The sequence below is a fragment of the Halomonas sp. YLB-10 genome (assembly GCF_003856855.1).
Lineage (GTDB): Bacteria > Pseudomonadota > Gammaproteobacteria > Pseudomonadales > Halomonadaceae > Halomonas > Halomonas litopenaei.
The window spans coordinates 43,445-62,422 of the sequence record NZ_RRCU01000011.1 but is presented as its reverse complement, the minus strand read 5'-3'; the positions used below and the strand labels follow the sequence as shown (position 1 = coordinate 62,422).

The following is an 18,978-nucleotide window of genomic DNA, read 5'->3' as shown; positions in this document are numbered from 1 at the left end:
AGACAGACCGCCTTGGCAGGAGGCCATTGCGGTCGCCCTTGCAGATCACCCTTGCTGGTCACCCTTTCAGGTCGCCCTTGCAGGTCACCCTTGAAGGCGAGAACGGAGCCAGGCGCGACGCGCCCTCTGCCCCCACGATTCCCACGCTCTGCCAATGGCGTTCGACCAATGTCGCAGCTCGCCGACTGAACATTTTGCAGATTCGCGCATCAGACCTTGTCACAAATCTTTCAATAAAGCTTAAGCGCGCGTTAAGGCAAAGCCGCTACGCTGCAGCCCTAGCGATGGTGTCAGTAGATGTCTTCTGGCCCGCCCCCTGCACCGACAAGGAATTCCGAACATGCCCTTCCTACAGCAGGTCTCCCGTACTCGCCCCCGCTTCGCCACCAAGGGGCTTCTTCGTATCTCTCTGGCCCTGGTCGGCGGCCTCGCCCTGATGGCCTTCTGGTCGTCCATCAGCCTGCCCCTCGGTAGCCTCAGCCTGATTCTCGGTGGCCTCGCCCTGTGGCCCCGAACCGCAAGCTCGGAGCGTCGAGACGACGCCACAGACAGCGGCAACGGCGTACCGGTTCGCGAGCTCGCCCTCGCCGCCCTGGGGGTATTGATCGCACTGCAACTGCTGGGCTGACGCCCGGCGAGCTGTCGCGGTTCACCGTCTCCCGGCTCAAGGGGGATATCTCAGGCCATCGCCGCTTTACAGCGGCGCGCAGTGACCGGATCATGACTCCCTGCAAGGCGACCCTCACCGCCTTCGTCCAACGCCAGGGAGGCCTGTCATGACGACGACACTCACCGGCGCCGACATCGGCGCACGGCTGACCCGGCTGCGCCAGGCGGCGCCGCTGGTCCATAGCCTGACCAACTACGTGGCCATGAACAGCGCCGCCAATGTGCTGCTGGCCGTGGGCGCTTCACCGGCCATGGTCCATGCGCGTGAGGAAGCGGCCGAGTTCGCGGCATTGGCCGACGCTGTGCTGATCAATATCGGTACGCTCTCGCCTCACTGGGTCGAGGCCATGGTCGAGGCTGCCACCAGTGCCGGCGAGCACCAGACCCCCTGGGTGCTCGACCCCGTCGCCGTTGGCGCCACCGCCTATCGGCGAGAGTCGGCCGCCAGGCTGCTGGACTTGAGGCCCAGCGTCATTCGCGGCAACGCCTCGGAGATCATCGCCCTGGCCGAGGACGGTCTTGGCGGGCGCGGCGTCGACTCCACTGCCGCCAGCGACGACGCCGTGCAGGCGGCCGTCGCCCTGGCCCGGCGCCAGGAGGCGGTGGTAGCGGTAACCGGTGAGGTCGATCTGGTCACCGACGGCCGGCGGCTGGTGCGCGTGCCCGGTGGACACCCGCTGATGCCCCGCGTGACGGCGCTGGGCTGCGCCCTGTCCGGTGTGGTCGCGGCCTTTCTCGCCGCCGATCAGGATCCGCTGGTCGCCACCTGCGCGGCCCTGGCCTGTTATGGCGAAGCCGGCAGTCGCGCCGGCCGCACCGCCCAGGGTCCTGGCAGCTTCGCCGTCGCCTTTATCGACGCCTTGCATCAGCTCAATCCCGAGACGCTGTTACGGCGGGAACCTCTCGCCATCGAGTCTCTCGACTGACCCGACCGCCCTACCCGATTCATGTACCAGGAGCCCCTCGTGACCCACTCTCCTCGACGCCTTGATGCGCGCCCGTTCGCCCCCCGCAGCCTTCGCCTCTATCTGGTCACCGACCCCGGGCTGTGCGCATCCATGGGGATTGAAGCGACGGTGGAGGCGGCGGTACGCGGCGGAGTCAGCCTGGTGCAGCTACGTGACAAGACCGCCAGCGATGACGAACTGGTGCAACTGGCGCGCCGACTGAAACCGGTGCTGGCCGAACACGGCGTCCCGCTGGTCATCAATGACCGTGTCCAGGTCGCGCTAAAGGCACAGGTCGACGGCGTGCATCTGGGGCAGGACGACGGCGACGTGGGCGAAGCCCGCCGCCTGCTGGGCGAGACGGCGATCATCGGCCTGTCGGTGCAGCACCCCGACCAGCTGTCGCGCCTGGATGTCCAGGCACTGGATTATCTCGGACTCGGGCCGGTATTCGCCACGCCGACCAAGAGCGACCACGCCACGCCGCTGGGCTTCGATGGTCTTACCTCGCTGGTGGCGGCGAGCCCGCTGCCCAGCGTGGCCATCGGCGGGCTCAAGCGCGAGCACGCCTCGGCGGTGCGTCAAAGCGGCGCCGATGGCATGGCCGTGGTCTCCGCCATCTGCGGCCAGGCGGACCCGGCGTGCGCCGCGAGGGACCTGCTGACGGCCTGGGAAGGCTGAACCGGCCTGGGAGCCCGGCCAGGCAGCCCACCGCCGAACGCGACCCTCAGACGCGAGGCCCGACCCTTCGACGCCCATGGACCATTGCGGCGATCAGGTTGTCGCCCAGTCGTCGCCCCTCCAGGATGGCGCCGCCCACGTGCAACGGCACCAGACACAGTACCGCCGTGGCGAGGCCCTCGTGCAGCTCCTCCATCCAGTGCACATCGTGGAAACGCTCGGTGTGCACCATCAAGATGCCGGTGGTACCGAGCCCCACCAGCAAGGCCAGCATCAGCAACATCATCACCGCCCCCAGCGGGGTATGGGTGATGCGCTGAGGGGAACTGTTTTCCTTTGCTTCCTGTGCTGCGGCCTGTCTCTTGAGCGCCGCTCCAAGGCGCGAGGGTGTCGGCCAGAAGCTCGACCAGCGCACCGACCAGGGCCCCACCAGCCCCCAGACGACACGCAGCCCTATCAGCCCCATCAGGGTGTAGCCGATATAACGATGAGGGCCAATTTCGGCGTAATTGAGGGCAAACCCCAGCACCAGCGCCCAGTGAAAGACGCGGACCAACGGGTCCCACACCTTGATCTGCCGGCTTTTTGAATGTGACGGAATCGATGCCATCGTCCTGCTCCCTGAAGGTGATACGCCTTGTCGCGTAACAGGCAGCCTGACGGCAGCAACTTAAGGCAAGCTTAGGACGGCAAGTGCCCAGCTCAGGCCGAAGGGCGCCGCTTGAGGCTGGTGCGCCCCTCCTGGTAGGCGATCGCCAGGCCGCTGGCGATGATCAGGGTGCCGCCGATCAGCACCCCGAGATCCGGCACCTCGTCCCAGATCATCCAGCCGAGCAGGACCGCCCACAGCATGGCGGTATAGTCGAAGGGGGCGGCGATAGCGGCCGGAGCGTGACGAAAGGCCAGGGTAATAAAGGCGGTGGCGCCGACCCCGAGCACCCCGGACATGAGAAAGGCCGGCCAATGCTCCAGCGCCGGCGCCTGCCATACCAGCGGCAGGGCGACGCCGGTCACCACAAAGGGCACCAGGGTCATGTAGAACACCATCGCCCACAGGTGCTCGCGGGCGCCGTAGCGCCGAGCGGTGATCATCATCAAGGCATAGAACACCGCCGCCCCGAGCATCGACAGAGCACCCAGCGAGATGCCTTCACTGCCTGGACGCACGATCACCAATACACCGGCAAAGCCCACCAACGACGCCAGCACCACCGGCACGCTCACCCGCTCGCCCAGCAGCGGGACCGACAGCAGGCTGACAAACAGCGGCGCGGCGAAGGCGATGGCGGTGCCCTCGGCGAGCGGCATCATCGTCAACCCCAGCACGAAGCAACCCATGGTGCCGGTATAGATCAGACCACGGATCAGATGCACCCCAGGACGTCGGGTCGACAGGGTGCGTAGGCCGCCCCCCTGGTGCGCCAGCAGCATGATCAACGGCAACGACACCAGGGTGCGAAAGAAGATGATCTGCAACGGCGAATGCACCTCGCCGAGCCACTTGGAAATGGCGTCACCGAGCGCCAGGCACAGCACGCCAAGACACATGAACCCGATACCCTTGAACGATGATCCCATGCTCTCCTCCCTGTCCGCAGCACTGATGGCAAGTGGCTCACGACCACCATCTACCTGACCTAAAAACGAACCCCGCCGGCACGGGGCCGACGGGGGTAACAGGGACAACGTTAGGGGGCGAACGCTTCGCTGGCAAGAACAGACGCACCAGAACTGTGCACTGGTGTATGCCATGCAGCAAAAGGCCCGCCAGAGGCGGGCCTTGTCGGAGAACGACGTGAAGGTGGCGCGAACTGACGCTTAGAGGCTGGCCTGAACGACCATGCAGTCCATGCCCTGCTGCAGCAGTCGCCGACAGGCCGAACGGGCCTGGCCTTCCTGCAGGTCCACCACGCGGGCACGGTAGATGTTGGCATTGTCGGCTCGCGCCACCGCTACCCGGGCGTGGGCCATCTCGCCCGCCAGACGATCGGCCGCCTGGCTGGCCTGGCTGCGCGCGCTGTCCATGTCGCTGAACGCCCCCACCTGGACCCCCCAGTCGCCGGTCTGCGCGATGGTGCTGTTCGCATTCGCGCTGGTGGTGTTCGTGCTCGCCACGCTGGACGGCGCGCTGGACGGCGCGCTCGACACGGAACTCGACACAGGGCTGGGCTCAGGCCTCGCCGCTGCCGCGTCGGGCACCGAGGCCGCCACCGGAATCGATGCCAGGGCGGGTGCCGAGGCACTCGGCTGGTCGATCAGGTTGCGCAGCGGGTCGGGACCGGACGAAGAACGACGCGAATCGGAGATGATCGGGGCGGCGGACTCGAAGCGCACCGGCGCTGTCGCCGACTGGCGGCTGGCCAGCGTCGGCGTGGCCGGACGAACCACGGTCTCGACCCGTGACGGCCGCACCGCGGTCGATGGCACCTGAGCGACACGGCTCGGCGTCGGCGCAGAGATCAACCCACGCTGGCGAGGCGCCATCAGTTCGCCACCGGAGACGTCGGTATTGGCAAGGAAACCACGACCGTCGACCAGCGAAGCCCGCAGGAAGCCACGGTCGAGCAGGCTCATCATCTGCTCATCCCTGGAAGCGGCGGTGTAGCCGCCCATGACCACCGCCACCATGCGCCGTCCATTGCGCGTGGCCGAGGTCGCCACATTGAAACCGGAGGCGCGAATGAAGCCGGTCTTGAGACCATCGGTGCCCGGGTACTTGGTCAGCAGACGGTTGTGACCGGTGTGACGAGTGCCACGCCAGGTGAACTCGGTAAGAGAGAAGTAGGGGTAATACTGGGGGAAGTCCAGCATCAGACGGCGCGCCAGGATGACCATGTCCCGCGCCGTGGTGACCTGGCCGGAGTTGGGCAGGCCCGAAGCGTTGCGGAAGGTGGTGTTATTCATGCCCAGGCTGCGCGCCTTGCGGGTCATCATGTCGGCGAAGTGAGACTCGGAACCGCCCAGGGACTCGGCCACCACCACCGCCACGTCATTGGCGGAGCGCACGACCAACGCCTGGATGGCCTTCTCCACCGGGATGCTGTCACCGGGCTTGAGCCACAGCTTGGTCGCCGGCATCGAGGCCGCATGGGAAGAGACCGGCAGCGGCTGGCCCAGACTCATGGTACGACCGTCCAGAGCCTCGAACAGCATATAAAGGGTCATCATCTTGGTCAGTGAGGCCGGATAGCGGCGCTCATCGGCGTTTTCCGCGTACAGGATCTCATGACTCTCGGCGTCCACCACGATGCCTGCGTAGCGCGGATTGCCTGCCTGGGCGGACTGCACCACCATCAGACAGGTCACCACCAGCGCGACCAGCATCGTCAGCGAACGCCACCCGGAATTCCTTGTGGTCACCATTTATCCAAACCCCTGCGATTTCCAGACTGCACTGACGGCATTATGACCCACTTGACCGGCCTGTACAGGCCAAATTGGCGAGCGTTCACCATCATTCTCGGCATTATATAGACCATTTCGGGCGAACCAGCCGTTCATGCAGGCGCCTTTGTCGTCGTCCACTTGGGCAAAAGCCGGAGCGGGCCTACTCCTGCGCGCTTGCGTCAGGTCAAACTCCCGCACGGGCCAGCAGCGCCTCGGTATCAACGCTATCACGCTGGGCCGGCGTCAAGAAGCGTTCGGCGTAGTCGCTGTAGATCCGCTGCTCCAGCATCAGCCGGAAGATCTCGGGGTCCAGATGGCCCTCCCGCACCATGTCGGCCAGCGTCGCCAGTGCCCGGGAAAGGGTCATGGCCGACTTGTAGGGGCGGTCCGCGGCGGTCAAGGCCTCGAACACGTCCGCCATCACCATGACCCGCTCCTCGAGGCTGGCGTCCTTCATCGCCAGTCGGCGTGGATAACCGGTACCGTCCATGCGCTCGTGATGATTGCCGGCGATGGCCGGGACCCGACGCAGGTGCGCGGGCCAGGGCAGCGCCTCGAGCATCATGATGGTCTGGACCACGTGCTCCTGGATGCGGAATCGCTCGACCTCGTTGAGGGTGCCGCGGGACACCCTGAGATTGAAAAGCTCGCCCTGATGGCCGGCCAGTTCACTGGGCCGCATGTCGAAACGCCAGACATTGTCGGGGTCGTCCGGCGCCACCGCCGGGCGAGAGCGGTGCCAGGGAATCTCGTGACGTGGCAGGTCGGCCAGCAGGCGCTCCTCCGCGGGCAGCCTGCGCAGGGGTTCGCGGGACATGCGCTTGAGCTCATCTCGCGACACCCCGAGCCGATCATCGAAGCGCCGCCACCAGCGCCACTCGGCGATGACGGTCAGGCGCTCCAGCAGCTCATCGCTGATGGCCTCGCCCCCCCGATTGGCCTCGGCCACGCATTCGAAGGCTGCGATCAACTCCTGCTGTCGCGCATGGCGCCGTCGCTCCAGCGTCACCGGATCGCCACCGTGGGCGCGCCCCTGCCAGTAGGCCACGTCGGCATCGCGCCACAGCACCTCGAAGCGGGTGCGAATCTCATGGATACGGTCGTAGCGGGCCTCGAGCTTGGTGGCCTTTTCCATCACCTCGTCGGGAATCGCCAGCTTGCCGCAGTCATGCAGCCAGGCCGCCAGATGGAAGGCGCTGCGGCGGGTCGCGTCGAAGTGAGTCTCGGCGTATACCCCGTGCTCGCTGCGATCGATGCCCTCGACGATCATCTCTGCCAGTACCGGCACTCGCGAGCAGTGGCTTCCGGTATGCGGCGACTTGGCGTCGATGGCATGGGCCACCAGCTGGACGATGCCCTCCAGTAGACGCGCCTCACCGCGCAGCAGTCGCCTCAGGTCGATGGCCACCGCTGCCGCCGCCGACACTTCGGCGACGAAGGCACGCCAGTGAGCGTCGTCATCGTCCAGCGAGCGCCGCGCCAACGCCAGCAGACCCAGCGTCGCTCCCTCCCGGTTACGCAGCGGCTGCAACAGATAGCCGGCCGCCTCAAAGCGCTCGATCAGCGCCTCGAGCTCGGCCTCGGAGCCTTCCTGCAGTCGCAGCTCCCGACTCCGTGGGTCCGCATCGGGGTCCCTCGCCTCCCCCTCCCTGGCGATCCGAGCGAAGCGTCCCTCGTCCTGTTCATCGGCCAGGTAGATGGCCCCGGCGCGACTGCCGGTGCCGCGCAGCAGATCCTCGAGAATGCTGGTCAGCATGCGATCCAGGCGTGGCTCGCTGTTGAGCACCCGGGTGATGCGTCCAAAGCCCTCGATACCACGCGCCAGCCGGCGCAGTGCCACGCTGAGCCCGCGCACCTCGGTCACCCGCGAGCCGACACCGTCGCAGGCGGAAAAATCGTAGCGCCCGAGCGCCTCGACCTGTCCGGACAACTCCCGCAATGGACGCCCCAGTCGTCGTCCCAGCAGCACCCCCAGCGGCAACAAGGCCAGTGTCACGGCCCCCGCCAGCAACGAACTCTCCAGCATCATCTGGCGCACATCGGAGGTCAGCTCGTCTTCCGGGACCGCTGCCATCAGCCGCGTGGCCTCGCCCCCCAGGGTGACAAAGGGCAGCACCAGCCCCCACCACTGGCGACCGTCATGGGACAACCGCCGCGGCGGCTGGTCGACGTTCGTGCTCAACAATTGCGCCAGCACCGGCATGGCCAGATCCTCGAAAGAGGACAATTGGCGGGCGTTGCCGAGCCCAGGATCCAGTGTGGCGTCCAGGGTGGTCGCCAGCGCCTGGCCGGAGGCGGTGACCACCGCCATGCGTGTCTGCGGCGTCAACCGCAGGTCATCCAGGCCGACGCCGAGGTCCCGCGAGGCGACATCCAGGCCGACCACGGCGTCACCGCTGCGGCGCGCCATGCTGATGCCGATTTCGCCAGTGTTGAAAAACACATAGGGAGCGGTCAGGAAAGGGGCGTCACCCTCGGGGGCCTGCTGAAACCAGGGACGGCTGCGCGGATCGAAGAAGTACTGGTCGAGTCGCTCGCGCCCGAGCGGAGCAAGCGATGGATCGAACAGATGCCATTCACTCTGCGGTGGCTGGCCAGGGCGTGCATCCACCACCAGCGCCAGGTAGGCCGCGTCCTGGCCGTCGTTGTTGACGAGGTCGGGTCGCTTGCTCTCGAGCATGCGATCCACCGCGCGAAACATCAGGAAGTCGCCGCTGCCATAGCCGATGTAGACGGCGTCGACCAGTCGATGGGCTTCCAGCGCCGCCCTCATCAGCGGCAACGCTGCCAGCCGGCCGTCCCAGTCGTCGGCCTCGCCCGGGGCCCCGTTGGCCAGCATGTCGATGGCCACCCGTGCCGGCCTCACCAGCGCCTGGGTACGCGCCTCCAGGGTGTCGACCAGCTGGGCCGAGGTCTCTTCCAGGGTCGCCCCCAGCGTGCGCTGGGACTGGTGCCAGGAGAACCCCAGCAGCGCCACCGCCATCACCACCATCACCCCGACGATAACGATACCGATCAGCCACTGCACCGGAATGACGAGTCGATGGCGGTACATGGTCGGACCTCTCGTGACGAGGCAAACGGGACTTTCAAGCGTGACGAAACGCCCTAAGCCGAAAGGGGTAGCGCTCTCTCCACTATATGTGCAGATCTGCAGACGCGTATCCCGAACACAGCGGCAGGCTCCACGTTAGGTCAACGCCGAGCTCGGGCCCGGATGGCATCGATATCGACCTGGTCGATCTGTCGGTCGGCCACAAAGGTATCGGCGTAGCGCCGCCACACGCCGCTATCCAGCAGCAACTCGAAGACCGCCGGGTCCAGGTGGCCGTCCTTGACCATGTCAGCCAGGATCTCCAGTGCGCGGGACAGCGGCAGGCCACTCTTGTAGGGACGATCGGAGGCGGTCAGCGCCTCGAACACATCCGCCAGCGCCATGATCCGCTCTTCCAGGCTGGCCTCGCCGAGTCGCAGCCGCCGCGGATACCCCTGTCCGTCCATGCGCTCATGGTGATTGCCGGCGATCTCCGGCACTCGCTTCAGGTGAGCGGGCCAGGGCAGAGACTCGAGCATGATGATGGTCTGGATCACGTGCTCCTGCATGCGGAAGCGTTCGACGTCGTTGAGCGTGCCCCGGGCGATGCACAGGTTGTAGAGCTCCCCCTGATGCTCCGCCAGGGACGGCGGCTCCATCGAAAAGCCCCAGTGATTGTCGGGGTCCTCGGGATGCACCGGGGGACAGGGACGCTGCCAGGCAATGCGATGACGGGGCAGATCGGCAAGCAGACATTCTTCTGAAGGCAAGGCGCGACGGGGTTCTTCGGCCATGTTGTCCAGTTCGGCCCGCGACAGCCCCAGGCGGTCATCGAAGTAACGCAGCCAGCGCCACTCGCCGATGGTCTTCAAGCGCTGGCAGTCGGCCTCGCTCATCGCCTCGCGGCCATGGTTGGCCTCGGCGACGCAGGCGTAGGCCTCCTGCAGCTCCTGGCGCCGACGCTGCAGTACCTGGTCAAGCTTTGTTGCTTCGCCCCCCTGGGCGATGGCGCGCCAGTAATCAAGTTCGGCGTCTCGCCACAGCACCTCGAAGCGGGTACGGATCTCGTGGATCCGGTTGTAACGGGTCTCGAGCTTGGTGGCCTTCTCCATGATGTGGTCTGGGGTGGTCAGCTTGCCGCAGTCGTGCAGCCAGGCCGCCAGGTGGAAGGTGGCGCGCTCTTCCTCGCTGAGGTGAACCGCAGCAAAAGGGCCCTGGCGCGCCCGGTCCACCTCATCGATCAGCATCTCCGCCAGCTGCGGTACCCGGGTACAGTGTCCACCGGTGTGGGGTGACTTGGCATCGGTGGCCCTGGCGACCAGCTGAATCATGGCGTCCAGCAGACGCGCCTCGCCCTCGAGCAGGCGGCGCATGTCGATGGCCACCGCCGCCACCGATGACACCTCGGCGACGAAGGTGCGCCACTGGTCATCATCCTGACCACCGTCCCGGTGCGCCAGCAGCAGTATCCCGAGACGCTTGCCGGCGCGGTCGCGCAGCGACTGCACCAGATACCCTTGCGCCTCCAGCGCTCGCCGCACCTCCAGCAGAGGGCCCGAGTCCTGGTCGACCTCGAGCGTCGCCGGCAAGGAGGCATCGCCCCATCCCTGACCCGCCTCGGCGACCGGCGACAGGCGGCCGGAACTGTCCTCATTGGCCAGATAGATGACCCCGTGGTGGCTGCCGGTGACGTTCAACAGCTCATCGAGGATGCCGTCGAGCATCACGTCGAGTCGGCGCTCGCGTCCCAGCATGCGATTGATGCGCCGAAACTCGCCGACGCGATGCACCAGAGTGTCCAGCGCACCGGACAGGTGAGCCACCTCGCGCACCCGGGAGTCGACCCCGCGATAGGCATCGAGGTCGAACTCGGAGATGGTCCGTACCTGCTCACCCAGTTCGCGCAGTGGGCGCCCGAGTCGGCGACCCAGCAGGATGCCGAGTGGCACCATCAGCGTCACCAGCCCCAGCGACAGCAACAGACGGTGCCACAGGGATTCACGCAGGCTCGCCATCAGCTCCCGCTCCGGCATGGCCACCAGCAGCCAGGCCAGTCGACTGCCGAGCATGTCGAAGGGCAGCGCCAGCCCCCACCAGTACTGCTCACCACAGAAGTAACGGACCGGCGTCGCCAGCACCCCCTGATCCTTGAGCTCGATCAACGGCGCCTCGCCCAGATCCTCCAGCGAGGTCCCCGGCAACAGCGCCGCATCCTTGTCCGCGTTGTGGGCGAGCACATCGCCCTCGGGGGTAGTGATGGCCAGCAGTGACCCCTGGGTGGTGGCAAACGCATGGATTTCCTTACCGAGATCCGCGGAGGTCATGTCGATGCCAAGCACGGCGCGTCCATCACGGGATCGCTGGGACAGGGTGACGCCCTGCTCACCGTTGGTGAAGAAGGTATAGGGCGCCGATAGCTGCGGGCCGTGCTCGTCCAGCGCCTGACGAAACCAGGGTCGATCGCGCGGGTCCAGGCCGTGGCTCTCGATGGCGATGCGACGTAGCTCCCTCGCCTCATCGTCGAGTACCTGCCAGTAGCCAGCCATGCCTTGCCGCCTGTCGCCGTGCAGGATCAGCGCCAGGTAAGTGCCACCGGCCAGATTCAATGAGTCGGATACTGCCCCGGGCGACAGTCGCTCGATGGCGCGAACCATCAGAAAGTCGCCGTTGTCGGAGCCGATGTAGGCGCCTCCCAGCACCTCCTGGGCGTCGACCACCGCCGCCAGCATGGGCAGTAGATGATCGCTTCGGGCACTGTCGAAGTTCTCGATGCTCGTTTCTCTGCTCAGCACACCGAGCATCGCCCTGGAAGGTTCGATCAGCGAGCGGGTCTTGACCTCCACCGTCGCCGACAGCTGCTGGCTGGATCGCTGCAGCGCCTCGACCAGCGAGTCCCGAGCCTGATCCCACGACTGCCACAGCAGCAGACCGGCCATCATCAGCGTCATGCCGACGATGGAGGCAGCGATAAGCCATTGGATCGGGAGTTCACGGCGGGCAAATAGAGGCATTGAAGGACTCGAGGGTGGCAGTCGACCAGCAGTGACGACTACCTATCACTCTATGCCAATTCAGCCGCTCTGGAGCGGGGGGCAACTACCCCCTATGCACTACTTCGCCCACATCTTTCGTCTTGACCCTCGCCCATGGCGGCCGTGCCTGCCCAGACGTTCAGGTCAGCAGCCGCGTCATGCCCAGCCACACCAGACGCAGCGACAGCGCGGTCAACACCACCCGGAATCCGGTGTCGAAACGCCGCTCCGACACGTGATGCAACAGGCGCAGTCCAAGCCAGGTGCCCAGCACCCCGACGCCGATCATCAGCAGGATCAACCACAGCCAGTCGGCGAACAGGAAACCGGCGACGCCGAAGACGAAGGCCTTGGTCAGGTGCTGGAAGGTCATGCAGGCGGCGAAGGTGGCCACCGTGCCCTGGCGGGAGTTGCCGTGCTGCTTGACGAAGGCCGCCACCATGGGCCCACTGGCGCCGACAAAGCTGGACAACAGGGTGGTGACGGCGCCGGCGATCAGGGTGCCCAGGCGGCCCAGGGCGCGCTTGGGCAGCCCCGGCCCCCACAGGGTATAGAGCACAAAGGCGGCAATCGACAGTTCCAGCACCCCGCTGGGCAGGCGGATCAGCAGCCAGCCGGCCACCAGGGCGCCGACCAGGGCACCGGGGACAAAGGTCGCCAGCAGCGGCCAGTGGACGTGCCGCCAGCTCATGGCCAGGCGTCCGCCGTTGGAGCCCAGCTGGACCATGCCATGCACCGGAATCAGCGCCGCCGCCGGCATCACCTGGGCCATGGTCATGATCAACAGGGTGCCGCCGCCCACGCCCAGCGACGCGCTGATCATCGAGGTGACACCGGACAGCAGGATCAGGCCGAGACTGACGACGGGGGACAGCGGCGAGATAGCGGCGAGCCACTCCATGGCGACAAACTCCTGAGACAAGAAAAGCCAGAAGCTTACCTTTGTGTGCCACGGCTCGCACTCGCTGACGACCTGCCCGCCAACATCGCCTCGCTACCCGCAACGCCAACGCCAACGCCGATCGATCTTCCGGGCGGAAGATCGATCGGCGCGGGTACTTTCCGTGAAGGCAAGAGCCGTGACGACAGGATCAGCGATGGGCACATTCAGCGGCTGATACAGAGAAGAGGCTCAGGCCAATCATCAGGATCAGCGTTTCAGGCCAAGCGCCGCCAGGGATTCGCGCTCGCGGCGGGCGTAGAGCTCGAGTTCATCGCGCACCGAGGCCCCCAGCGCCGCCTCGAAGGCGTCACGGTTGGCGTTGCCCTGCCCCACCGCACTCTCCTCACCGCCCAGGTTGGACTGGAAGATGCCCGCCGCCGACACCGGCAGAAAGTCCTCGTAGGTCAGCGGTTCGGCCACCACCTTGCCGGCGGCGATCTGTACCTCCACAGAGGTGTCACCGTCGAACTCGTCTACCGCACGGTAGACGAAGTAGGCCAGGCCCTCGCGGCGCAGGGTGGTCTCGTCATCAGGGAAGTCGGCGAAGACCTCGGCCAGGCGAGCCTGATGGGCGGCGTTGTCCAGCCCCTGGGGCGCCTTGCGGGCCTCGCCCAGCAAGCGGTCATAGAGCGCCCGGCCCTTGGGGGTCAGGGCTACACCACGCTGCTCGATCTCGCCGAAGCGGGCGGTATGGCTACCCTCGGCGTCACCGACGAAACGGGTGGTCTCTTCCAGCGCCTTGAAGCTGGTCTGACGCAGCAGGATCGGACAGGCGCGCCGGGGCGGGCCCTCGATCACCGCCTTGGGCGTCATGCCATGCTCGGGCATCCGGCGCTGGGCCTCGTCGATGTCCAGGGTACGCGGGGTCAGATGGTTGATGTGCGGGCCACGGAAGCACACCACATCGGCGATCAAACGGTGGGCCGAGTGCAGCCGCTCGTAGGTGGCGCGGTCCACGGTGGCGTCCTGGTGCCAGCGGAAGGTCTCCAGGGCTTCGGCGACGAAGCGCTCGGCCTGTTCCTCGGTGAGGCCACCCTGCTGCTCGAAGGTGGCGATCAGTTCACGCACCCCCGGAGTGAAGATGTCGCGCTTGGCCAGGATCTCGCTGGCCAGGGTGCGCAGCTCGACGTCCTCGATCAGCTCGAGGCGCAGCAGCGAGGTAAACAGGCGGAAGGGATTGCGTGCCAGGGCCTCGTCGGTGACCGGGCGAAAGGCGGTGGAGTGCACCGGCACCCCGGCCTCGGACAGGTCGTAGTAGCCCACAGGGAACATCCCCATCACCGCAAACAGGCGCCTCAGGGTGGCGAGTTCCTCGGCCGTGCCCACCCGGATCGCACCGTGACGCTCGACGCCCAGGCGAGCGTGCTCGCCGCTGGCCTCGAGCCGCTCGGCCAGCGCCGGATCAGCCTCGAGGGTCTGCCGATTCACCTGCTCGACCAGTGACAGCAGGGTGCCGTACTGGGGCACCTCGGCCTGGTACATGGCCGACATGGCAGAGGCAAAGCGGTCACGAATCTCGTCGGCGGTCACAAAGTCGGAAGACATCCGGGCTCCTATCGGTTGGCAGGCGGTGATGCCACCGATAAGACCAGAGCGGGGAGGCGGCGACAAACGAAAATTATCGCTGGTTGTATTCCTTCAAGGAATGCCACGGCGGTGGTCGCCGCCATCGCTCTCGACACTCCGCGCCTTTATCGGCGCAGTCTTTCTCGCAGCGACGCCATGGGAGCCACCCCGCGCTACCAGTCCTCCAGCTTATGTGCCCCGCTGCTGTCGCCCCCGTCCGCCTTGCCGCGCTCTGCGCGAGCAAGCGCGCGGCCAGGGCGCCTCAGTGCCCCAGGATCTGACTCAGGAACAGCTGGGTACGCTCCGAGCGCGGGTTGTTGAAGAACTCCTGGGGCGGCGCCTGCTCGATGATCTGGCCCTGATCCATGAAGATCACCCGGTCGGCCACGGTCTTGGCGAAGCCCATCTCGTGGGTCACGCAGAGCATGGTCATGCCTTCCCGGGCCAGCTCGATCATCACGTCCAGCACCTCCTTGATCATCTCCGGGTCCAGCGCCGAGGTGGGCTCGTCGAACAGCATCACCTCCGGGCGCAGACACAGCGCGCGCGCGATGGCCACGCGCTGCTGCTGGCCGCCGGACAGCTGGCCCGGGTACTTGTGGGCCTGGTCGGCGATCTGCACCCGCTCGAGAAACTCCATGGCGGTGGCCTCGGCCTCGCGCCGGGGTTTCTTCTGTACCCAGGTCTGGGCGATGCAGCAGTTGTCGAGCACCGACAGGTGAGGGAACAGATTGAAGTGCTGGAACACCATGCCGACGTGCCGGCGGATCTGTTCGATGCGCTTGACGTCCTGGGTCATGTGCACCCCGCCCACGGTGATGCGGCCCTGCTGGTGTTCCTCCAGGTGATTGATGCAGCGGATCAGGGTGGATTTGCCGGACCCCGAGGGCCCGCACACCACGATGCGCTCCCCTGGCTGCACGGTCAGGTCGATGTCGCGCAGCACGTGGAAGTCCCCGTACCACTTGTTGAGGCCGTCGATCTCGATCATCGGCGTGTTCGAATCCGCCGTGGTCGCCGCTTGAGCAGACATGGCTGCCTCCCGATCAAATTTGTTGTTGTGGGCCGTCAATGGCCGGTATGTAGACGCCGTTCGATATATTGGCTGTAACGTGACATGCCGAAGCAGAAGATCCAGAACATCAGCGCGGCGAACACGTAGCCCTCGGTGGCGAAGCCCAGCCAGTTGGTGTCGGTGAGCCCGGCACGGATGATCGCCAGCAGGTCGAACAGGCCGATGATCAGCACCAGTGAGGTGTCCTTGAACAGCGCGATGAAGGTGTTGACGATGCCCGGGATCACCAGCTTGAGCGCCTGGGGCAGGATGATCAGGCCCATCCGCCGCCAGTAGCCCAGGCCCAGCGCCTTGGCGGCCTCTTCCTGGCCTCTGGGGATCGCCTGCAGGCCGCCACGCACCACCTCGGCCATATAGGCGCTCCAGAAGAACATGATGCCGATCAGTGCGCGCAGCAGCTTGTCGAACTCGACCTCGCTGGGCACGAACAGCGGCAGCATCACCGAGGCCATGAACAGCACCGTGATCAAGGGCACGCCGCGCCAGAACTCGATGAACACCACCGACAGGCTGCGCACCAGTGGCATCTGCGAGCGCCGGCCCAGCGCCAGGATCACCCCCAGCGGCAGCGAGCCGACGATACCGACGATGGCCACGGTCAGGGTCAGCATCAGCCCGCCCCACTCACGGGTGGGCACCGCCGGCAGGCCGAAGTGGCCTCCCAGCAGCAACAGCCAGGCGATCACCGGAAAGCCGACCAGGGCGAAGATCACCACCCAGCGCTTGGCCGGCAGTCGGGGAATCATCAGCCAAGCGATGGTGGCCACCAGCAGCGCCAGGGTGATATCGACGCGGTAGCGCTCGGTCTCGGGGTAGAAGCCGTAGACGATGGTCTCGAAGCGGGCGCTGATGAACACCCAGCAGGCGCCCTCGCCGGTGCAGGCTTCGCGGGTGGTGCCGATCCAGTCGGCGTCGATCAGCGCCCACTGCACCAGCGGGGACAGCGCCCATACCAGCACCGCCAGGGTGATCAGCGAGACCACCGAATTGAGCGGGGTCGAGAACAGCCGGCTGCGGAGCCAGCCGGTGACACCATGGCGCGCCACCGGCGCCGGCCGGGCGGCGATCATCGAATGCTCGGTGGACGCGGCAGCCGGCGCCACCTCGGGCTCACTCGGGGGGTGCACCGGGGACTGGGAAGGAGGTGTGGGACGCTCGGTCATGGCAGCAGTCCTCCAACGAAGACAGGCAAGCGGCTCATGGCAGAGCGCATGGTTGGCGTATTCATCTCAGCGCTCCTTGAGCAGGGTCCGGGCGTTGTAGACGTTCATCAACGCCGACACCACCAGACTGATGGTCAGGTAGACCGCCATGGTCATGGCGATGATCTCTATCGCCTGGCCGGTCTGGTTGAGGCTGGTACCGGCGAACACCGCCACTAGGTCGGGATAGCCGATGGCGGTCGCCAGCGACGAGTTCTTGATCAGGTTCAGGTACTGACTGGTGAGCTGCGGCACGATCACTCGCATCGCCTGGGGGATGACCACCTTGCGCAAAGTGATGTTGCCCGGCAGGCCGATCGCCCGGGACGCCTCGATCTGTCCCTTGGGCACCGACTGGATCCCTGAACGCACGATCTCGGCGATAAAGGAGGCGGTGTAGATCGACAGCGCCAGCCACAGTGCCATCAGCTCCGGGATCACGGTGATACCGCCGGAGAAGTTGAAGCCCTTGAGCGACGGCACGTCCCAGGCAAGCGGGCTGCCGCTGGCCACGAACACCAGCAACGGCAGGCCGATGATCAGGGCGCTGCCGAGCCAGTACACCGGCAGCGCCTTGCCGGTACGCTGCTGCAGCCGTCTGGCGTAGATACCAAGGGCCACCACCGCCAGAATCGCTGCCACCAGCGCCAGCTGGGTCAGGCCGAAGCCTGGCTCGGGCACCGGCGCCGGCACGATCAGCCCGCGCACATTGAGAAAGAACGCCTCGAGCAGCGACATGCTCTGGCGCGGACTGGGCAGGGCCTGGAGCACGGCGAAGTACCAGAACAGGATCTGCACCAGCAGCGGAATATTGCGGAAGGTCTCGACGAAGGCCGCCGCCAGGCGAGCCAGCAGCCAGTTGGGCGACAGCCGGGCGATACCCACGGCGAAGCCGATCAGGGTGGCGGCCAGAATGCCGAGCCCGGACACCAGCAGGGTATTGAGCAGCCCCACCACGAAGGTGCGGGCGTAGCTGCTGTCGCCGGAGTAGTCGATCAGGGTCTGGGGGATCGAGAACCCGGCGCGCTCACCGAGGAAGTCGAAACCGGTGGTGATGCCCCTGGCCTCGAGATTGGTCAGGGCATTGCCGATCATCATCGCGATCAGCGCGGCGAGGCCTGCCAGCAGCAGCGCCTGGATGATCAGCGCACGAAAGGCAGGACGCCGCCATAGCGGCGTCCGTTCGATAGGGGGCGTGGACATGGGCGAGCCTCTTGCTGGACGACGCTTGCCTCCGGCCCGTCTCGCGGCCGTGGGTATTCACCCGCGAACGGCAAGTGGGCCGGCGCGCGACGTCGTCGCTCTATCCGTCATGGGTCGGACGACCCCGGCCATGGCCGGGGTCGCAGCGGACAGTATCAGCGGATCGGCGGGGCGTAGAGGATGCCGCCTTCGTTCCACAGGGCGTTCATGCCACGGCTGATGCCCAGCGGTGAGTTCTCGCCTACGGTATCGGCGAATACCTCACCGTAGTTGCCCACCTGGGAGACGATGTTGTAGGCCCAGTCGTTGGTCAGACCGAGCTGCTCGCCGTAGGTGCCGTCGACACCCAAAAGGCGCGCCACCTGGGGATTGGGCGGATCATTCTTCATCTGCTCGGCGTTGTCGCTGGTGATGCCCAGTTCCTCGGCATTGACCATGGCGAAGACCGTCCACTTGACGATGTCGAACCACTGGTCGTCACCCTGAGCGACCACCGGGCCCAGCGGCTCCTTGGAGATCAGCTCGGTGAGGATCTCGACGCTGTCCGGTTCCGGCAGCTGCAGGCGCAGGGCGCTGAGCTGGGAGGTGTCCGAGGTGAGCACGTCACAGCGCCCACTGGCGAAGCCCGAGGCGGTCTGGTCCGGGGTATCGAAGGTCACGGTGTTGATGTCGATGCCCTTGGCCGGGAAGTAGTCCGCCAGGTTGAGCTCGTGGGTGGTGCCGGACTGGATACAGATGGAGGCGCCGTTCAGATCCTCGAGGCTTTCGATGCCGAGATCCTTGGCCACCATGAAGCCCTGACCATCGTAGAAGGTGGTCGTCGTGAAATTGAGGCCCAGGGAGTTGTCCCGGGTGGCGGTCCAGGTAGTGTTGCGCGAGAGCACGTCGATCTCGCCGGACTGCAGCGCGGTGAAGCGCTCCTTGGCGGTCAGCGGGGTGAACACCACCTTGTCGGCGTCGCCGAAGATCGCCGCCGAGATGGCGCGACAGGTTTCCACATCGAGTCCCTGCCAGTTGCCGTTCTCGTCCGGCGAGGAAAAACCGGACAGGCCGACGTTGACACCGCATTGGAGTTCGCCGCGGGAGGTGACTTCGTCCAGGGTGGCGGCCGAAGCACTGCTCGTCACGCCCAGCGCCGCTGTGGATAGCGCGGCGAGGGAGAGGGTCAGCAACGTCTTGTTATTGTGTCGCATGGATTCAACTCCAGTAATGGATGAGCGTTGTACGCCCATTCACTAT

At 66.2% G+C, this 18,978-nt stretch carries 14 protein-coding genes; 3 read left to right on the top strand and 11 right to left on the bottom strand.

Annotated features, from left to right (window positions below):
- The first annotated feature begins 340 nt into the window (after positions 1 to 340).
- The 3 genes from EBB56_RS20670 to thiE all read left to right on the top strand — a co-directional run bounded on the left by EBB56_RS20670 (position 341) and on the right by thiE (position 2,297).
- Positions 341 to 628 carry a hypothetical protein gene (locus tag EBB56_RS20670; protein ID WP_045993501.1) on the top strand — a complete coding sequence of 96 codons (288 nt, stop codon included), beginning with the start codon at positions 341 to 343 and terminating at the stop codon, positions 626 to 628.
- Between the two features lie 148 nt (positions 629 to 776).
- Positions 777 to 1,595, top strand: a complete 819-nt coding sequence (thiM, locus tag EBB56_RS20665; protein ID WP_045993502.1) for a hydroxyethylthiazole kinase — start codon at positions 777 to 779, stop codon at positions 1,593 to 1,595.
- A gap of 39 nt (positions 1,596 to 1,634) precedes the next feature.
- Positions 1,635 to 2,297 (top strand): thiamine phosphate synthase, encoded by a 663-nt coding sequence (gene thiE / locus EBB56_RS20660; RefSeq protein ID WP_260425405.1) that lies wholly within the window; start codon positions 1,635 to 1,637, stop codon positions 2,295 to 2,297.
- A 46-nt stretch (positions 2,298 to 2,343) separates the two neighbouring features.
- On the opposite strand, the gene EBB56_RS20655 is transcribed toward thiE, so the two are convergent.
- From EBB56_RS20655 to EBB56_RS20605, 11 genes are all read right to left on the bottom strand, one after another.
- Complete coding sequence (locus EBB56_RS20655; RefSeq protein WP_045993503.1) at positions 2,344 to 2,907, bottom strand: cytochrome b/b6 domain-containing protein; 564 nt, start codon at positions 2,905 to 2,907, stop codon at positions 2,344 to 2,346.
- 92 nt (positions 2,908 to 2,999) lie between these two features.
- Positions 3,000 to 3,875: a DMT family transporter gene (locus EBB56_RS20650; RefSeq protein WP_045993504.1), complete on the bottom strand. Its 876-nt coding sequence runs from the start codon at positions 3,873 to 3,875 to the stop codon at positions 3,000 to 3,002.
- A gap of 240 nt (positions 3,876 to 4,115) precedes the next feature.
- Positions 4,116 to 5,660 (bottom strand): D-alanyl-D-alanine carboxypeptidase, encoded by a 1,545-nt coding sequence (locus EBB56_RS20645; protein WP_045993505.1) that lies wholly within the window; start codon positions 5,658 to 5,660, stop codon positions 4,116 to 4,118.
- Between the two features lie 208 nt (positions 5,661 to 5,868).
- Positions 5,869 to 8,739 carry an HD domain-containing phosphohydrolase gene (locus tag EBB56_RS22240; protein ID WP_045993506.1) on the bottom strand — a complete coding sequence of 957 codons (2,871 nt, stop codon included), beginning with the start codon at positions 8,737 to 8,739 and terminating at the stop codon, positions 5,869 to 5,871.
- Between the two features lie 140 nt (positions 8,740 to 8,879).
- Positions 8,880 to 11,729, bottom strand: coding sequence for an HD domain-containing phosphohydrolase (locus tag EBB56_RS20635; RefSeq protein WP_045993507.1), 2,850 nt, complete (start codon positions 11,727 to 11,729; stop codon positions 8,880 to 8,882).
- Positions 11,730 to 11,889: 160 nt separating this feature from the next.
- Entirely contained in the window at positions 11,890 to 12,651 is a 762-nt protein-coding gene (locus tag EBB56_RS20630; RefSeq protein ID WP_045993508.1) for a sulfite exporter TauE/SafE family protein, read from the bottom strand.
- 249 nt (positions 12,652 to 12,900) lie between these two features.
- Entirely contained in the window at positions 12,901 to 14,238 is a 1,338-nt protein-coding gene (locus EBB56_RS20625; RefSeq protein ID WP_045993509.1) for a VOC family protein, read from the bottom strand.
- A gap of 283 nt (positions 14,239 to 14,521) precedes the next feature.
- Positions 14,522 to 15,250 (bottom strand): amino acid ABC transporter ATP-binding protein, encoded by a 729-nt coding sequence (locus tag EBB56_RS20620; RefSeq protein ID WP_045993549.1) that lies wholly within the window; start codon positions 15,248 to 15,250, stop codon positions 14,522 to 14,524.
- Between the two features lie 77 nt (positions 15,251 to 15,327).
- Positions 15,328 to 16,404 carry an amino acid ABC transporter permease gene (locus EBB56_RS20615; protein ID WP_045993550.1) on the bottom strand — a complete coding sequence of 359 codons (1,077 nt, stop codon included), beginning with the start codon at positions 16,402 to 16,404 and terminating at the stop codon, positions 15,328 to 15,330.
- Positions 16,405 to 16,563: 159 nt separating this feature from the next.
- On the bottom strand, positions 16,564 to 17,739 hold the full coding sequence (locus EBB56_RS20610) for an amino acid ABC transporter permease (protein WP_124805219.1): 1,176 nt from the start codon (positions 17,737 to 17,739) through the stop codon (positions 16,564 to 16,566).
- Between the two features lie 155 nt (positions 17,740 to 17,894).
- Positions 17,895 to 18,932 carry an amino acid ABC transporter substrate-binding protein gene (locus tag EBB56_RS20605; RefSeq protein ID WP_045993511.1) on the bottom strand — a complete coding sequence of 346 codons (1,038 nt, stop codon included), beginning with the start codon at positions 18,930 to 18,932 and terminating at the stop codon, positions 17,895 to 17,897.
- Positions 18,933 to 18,978: the final 46 nt, after the last annotated feature.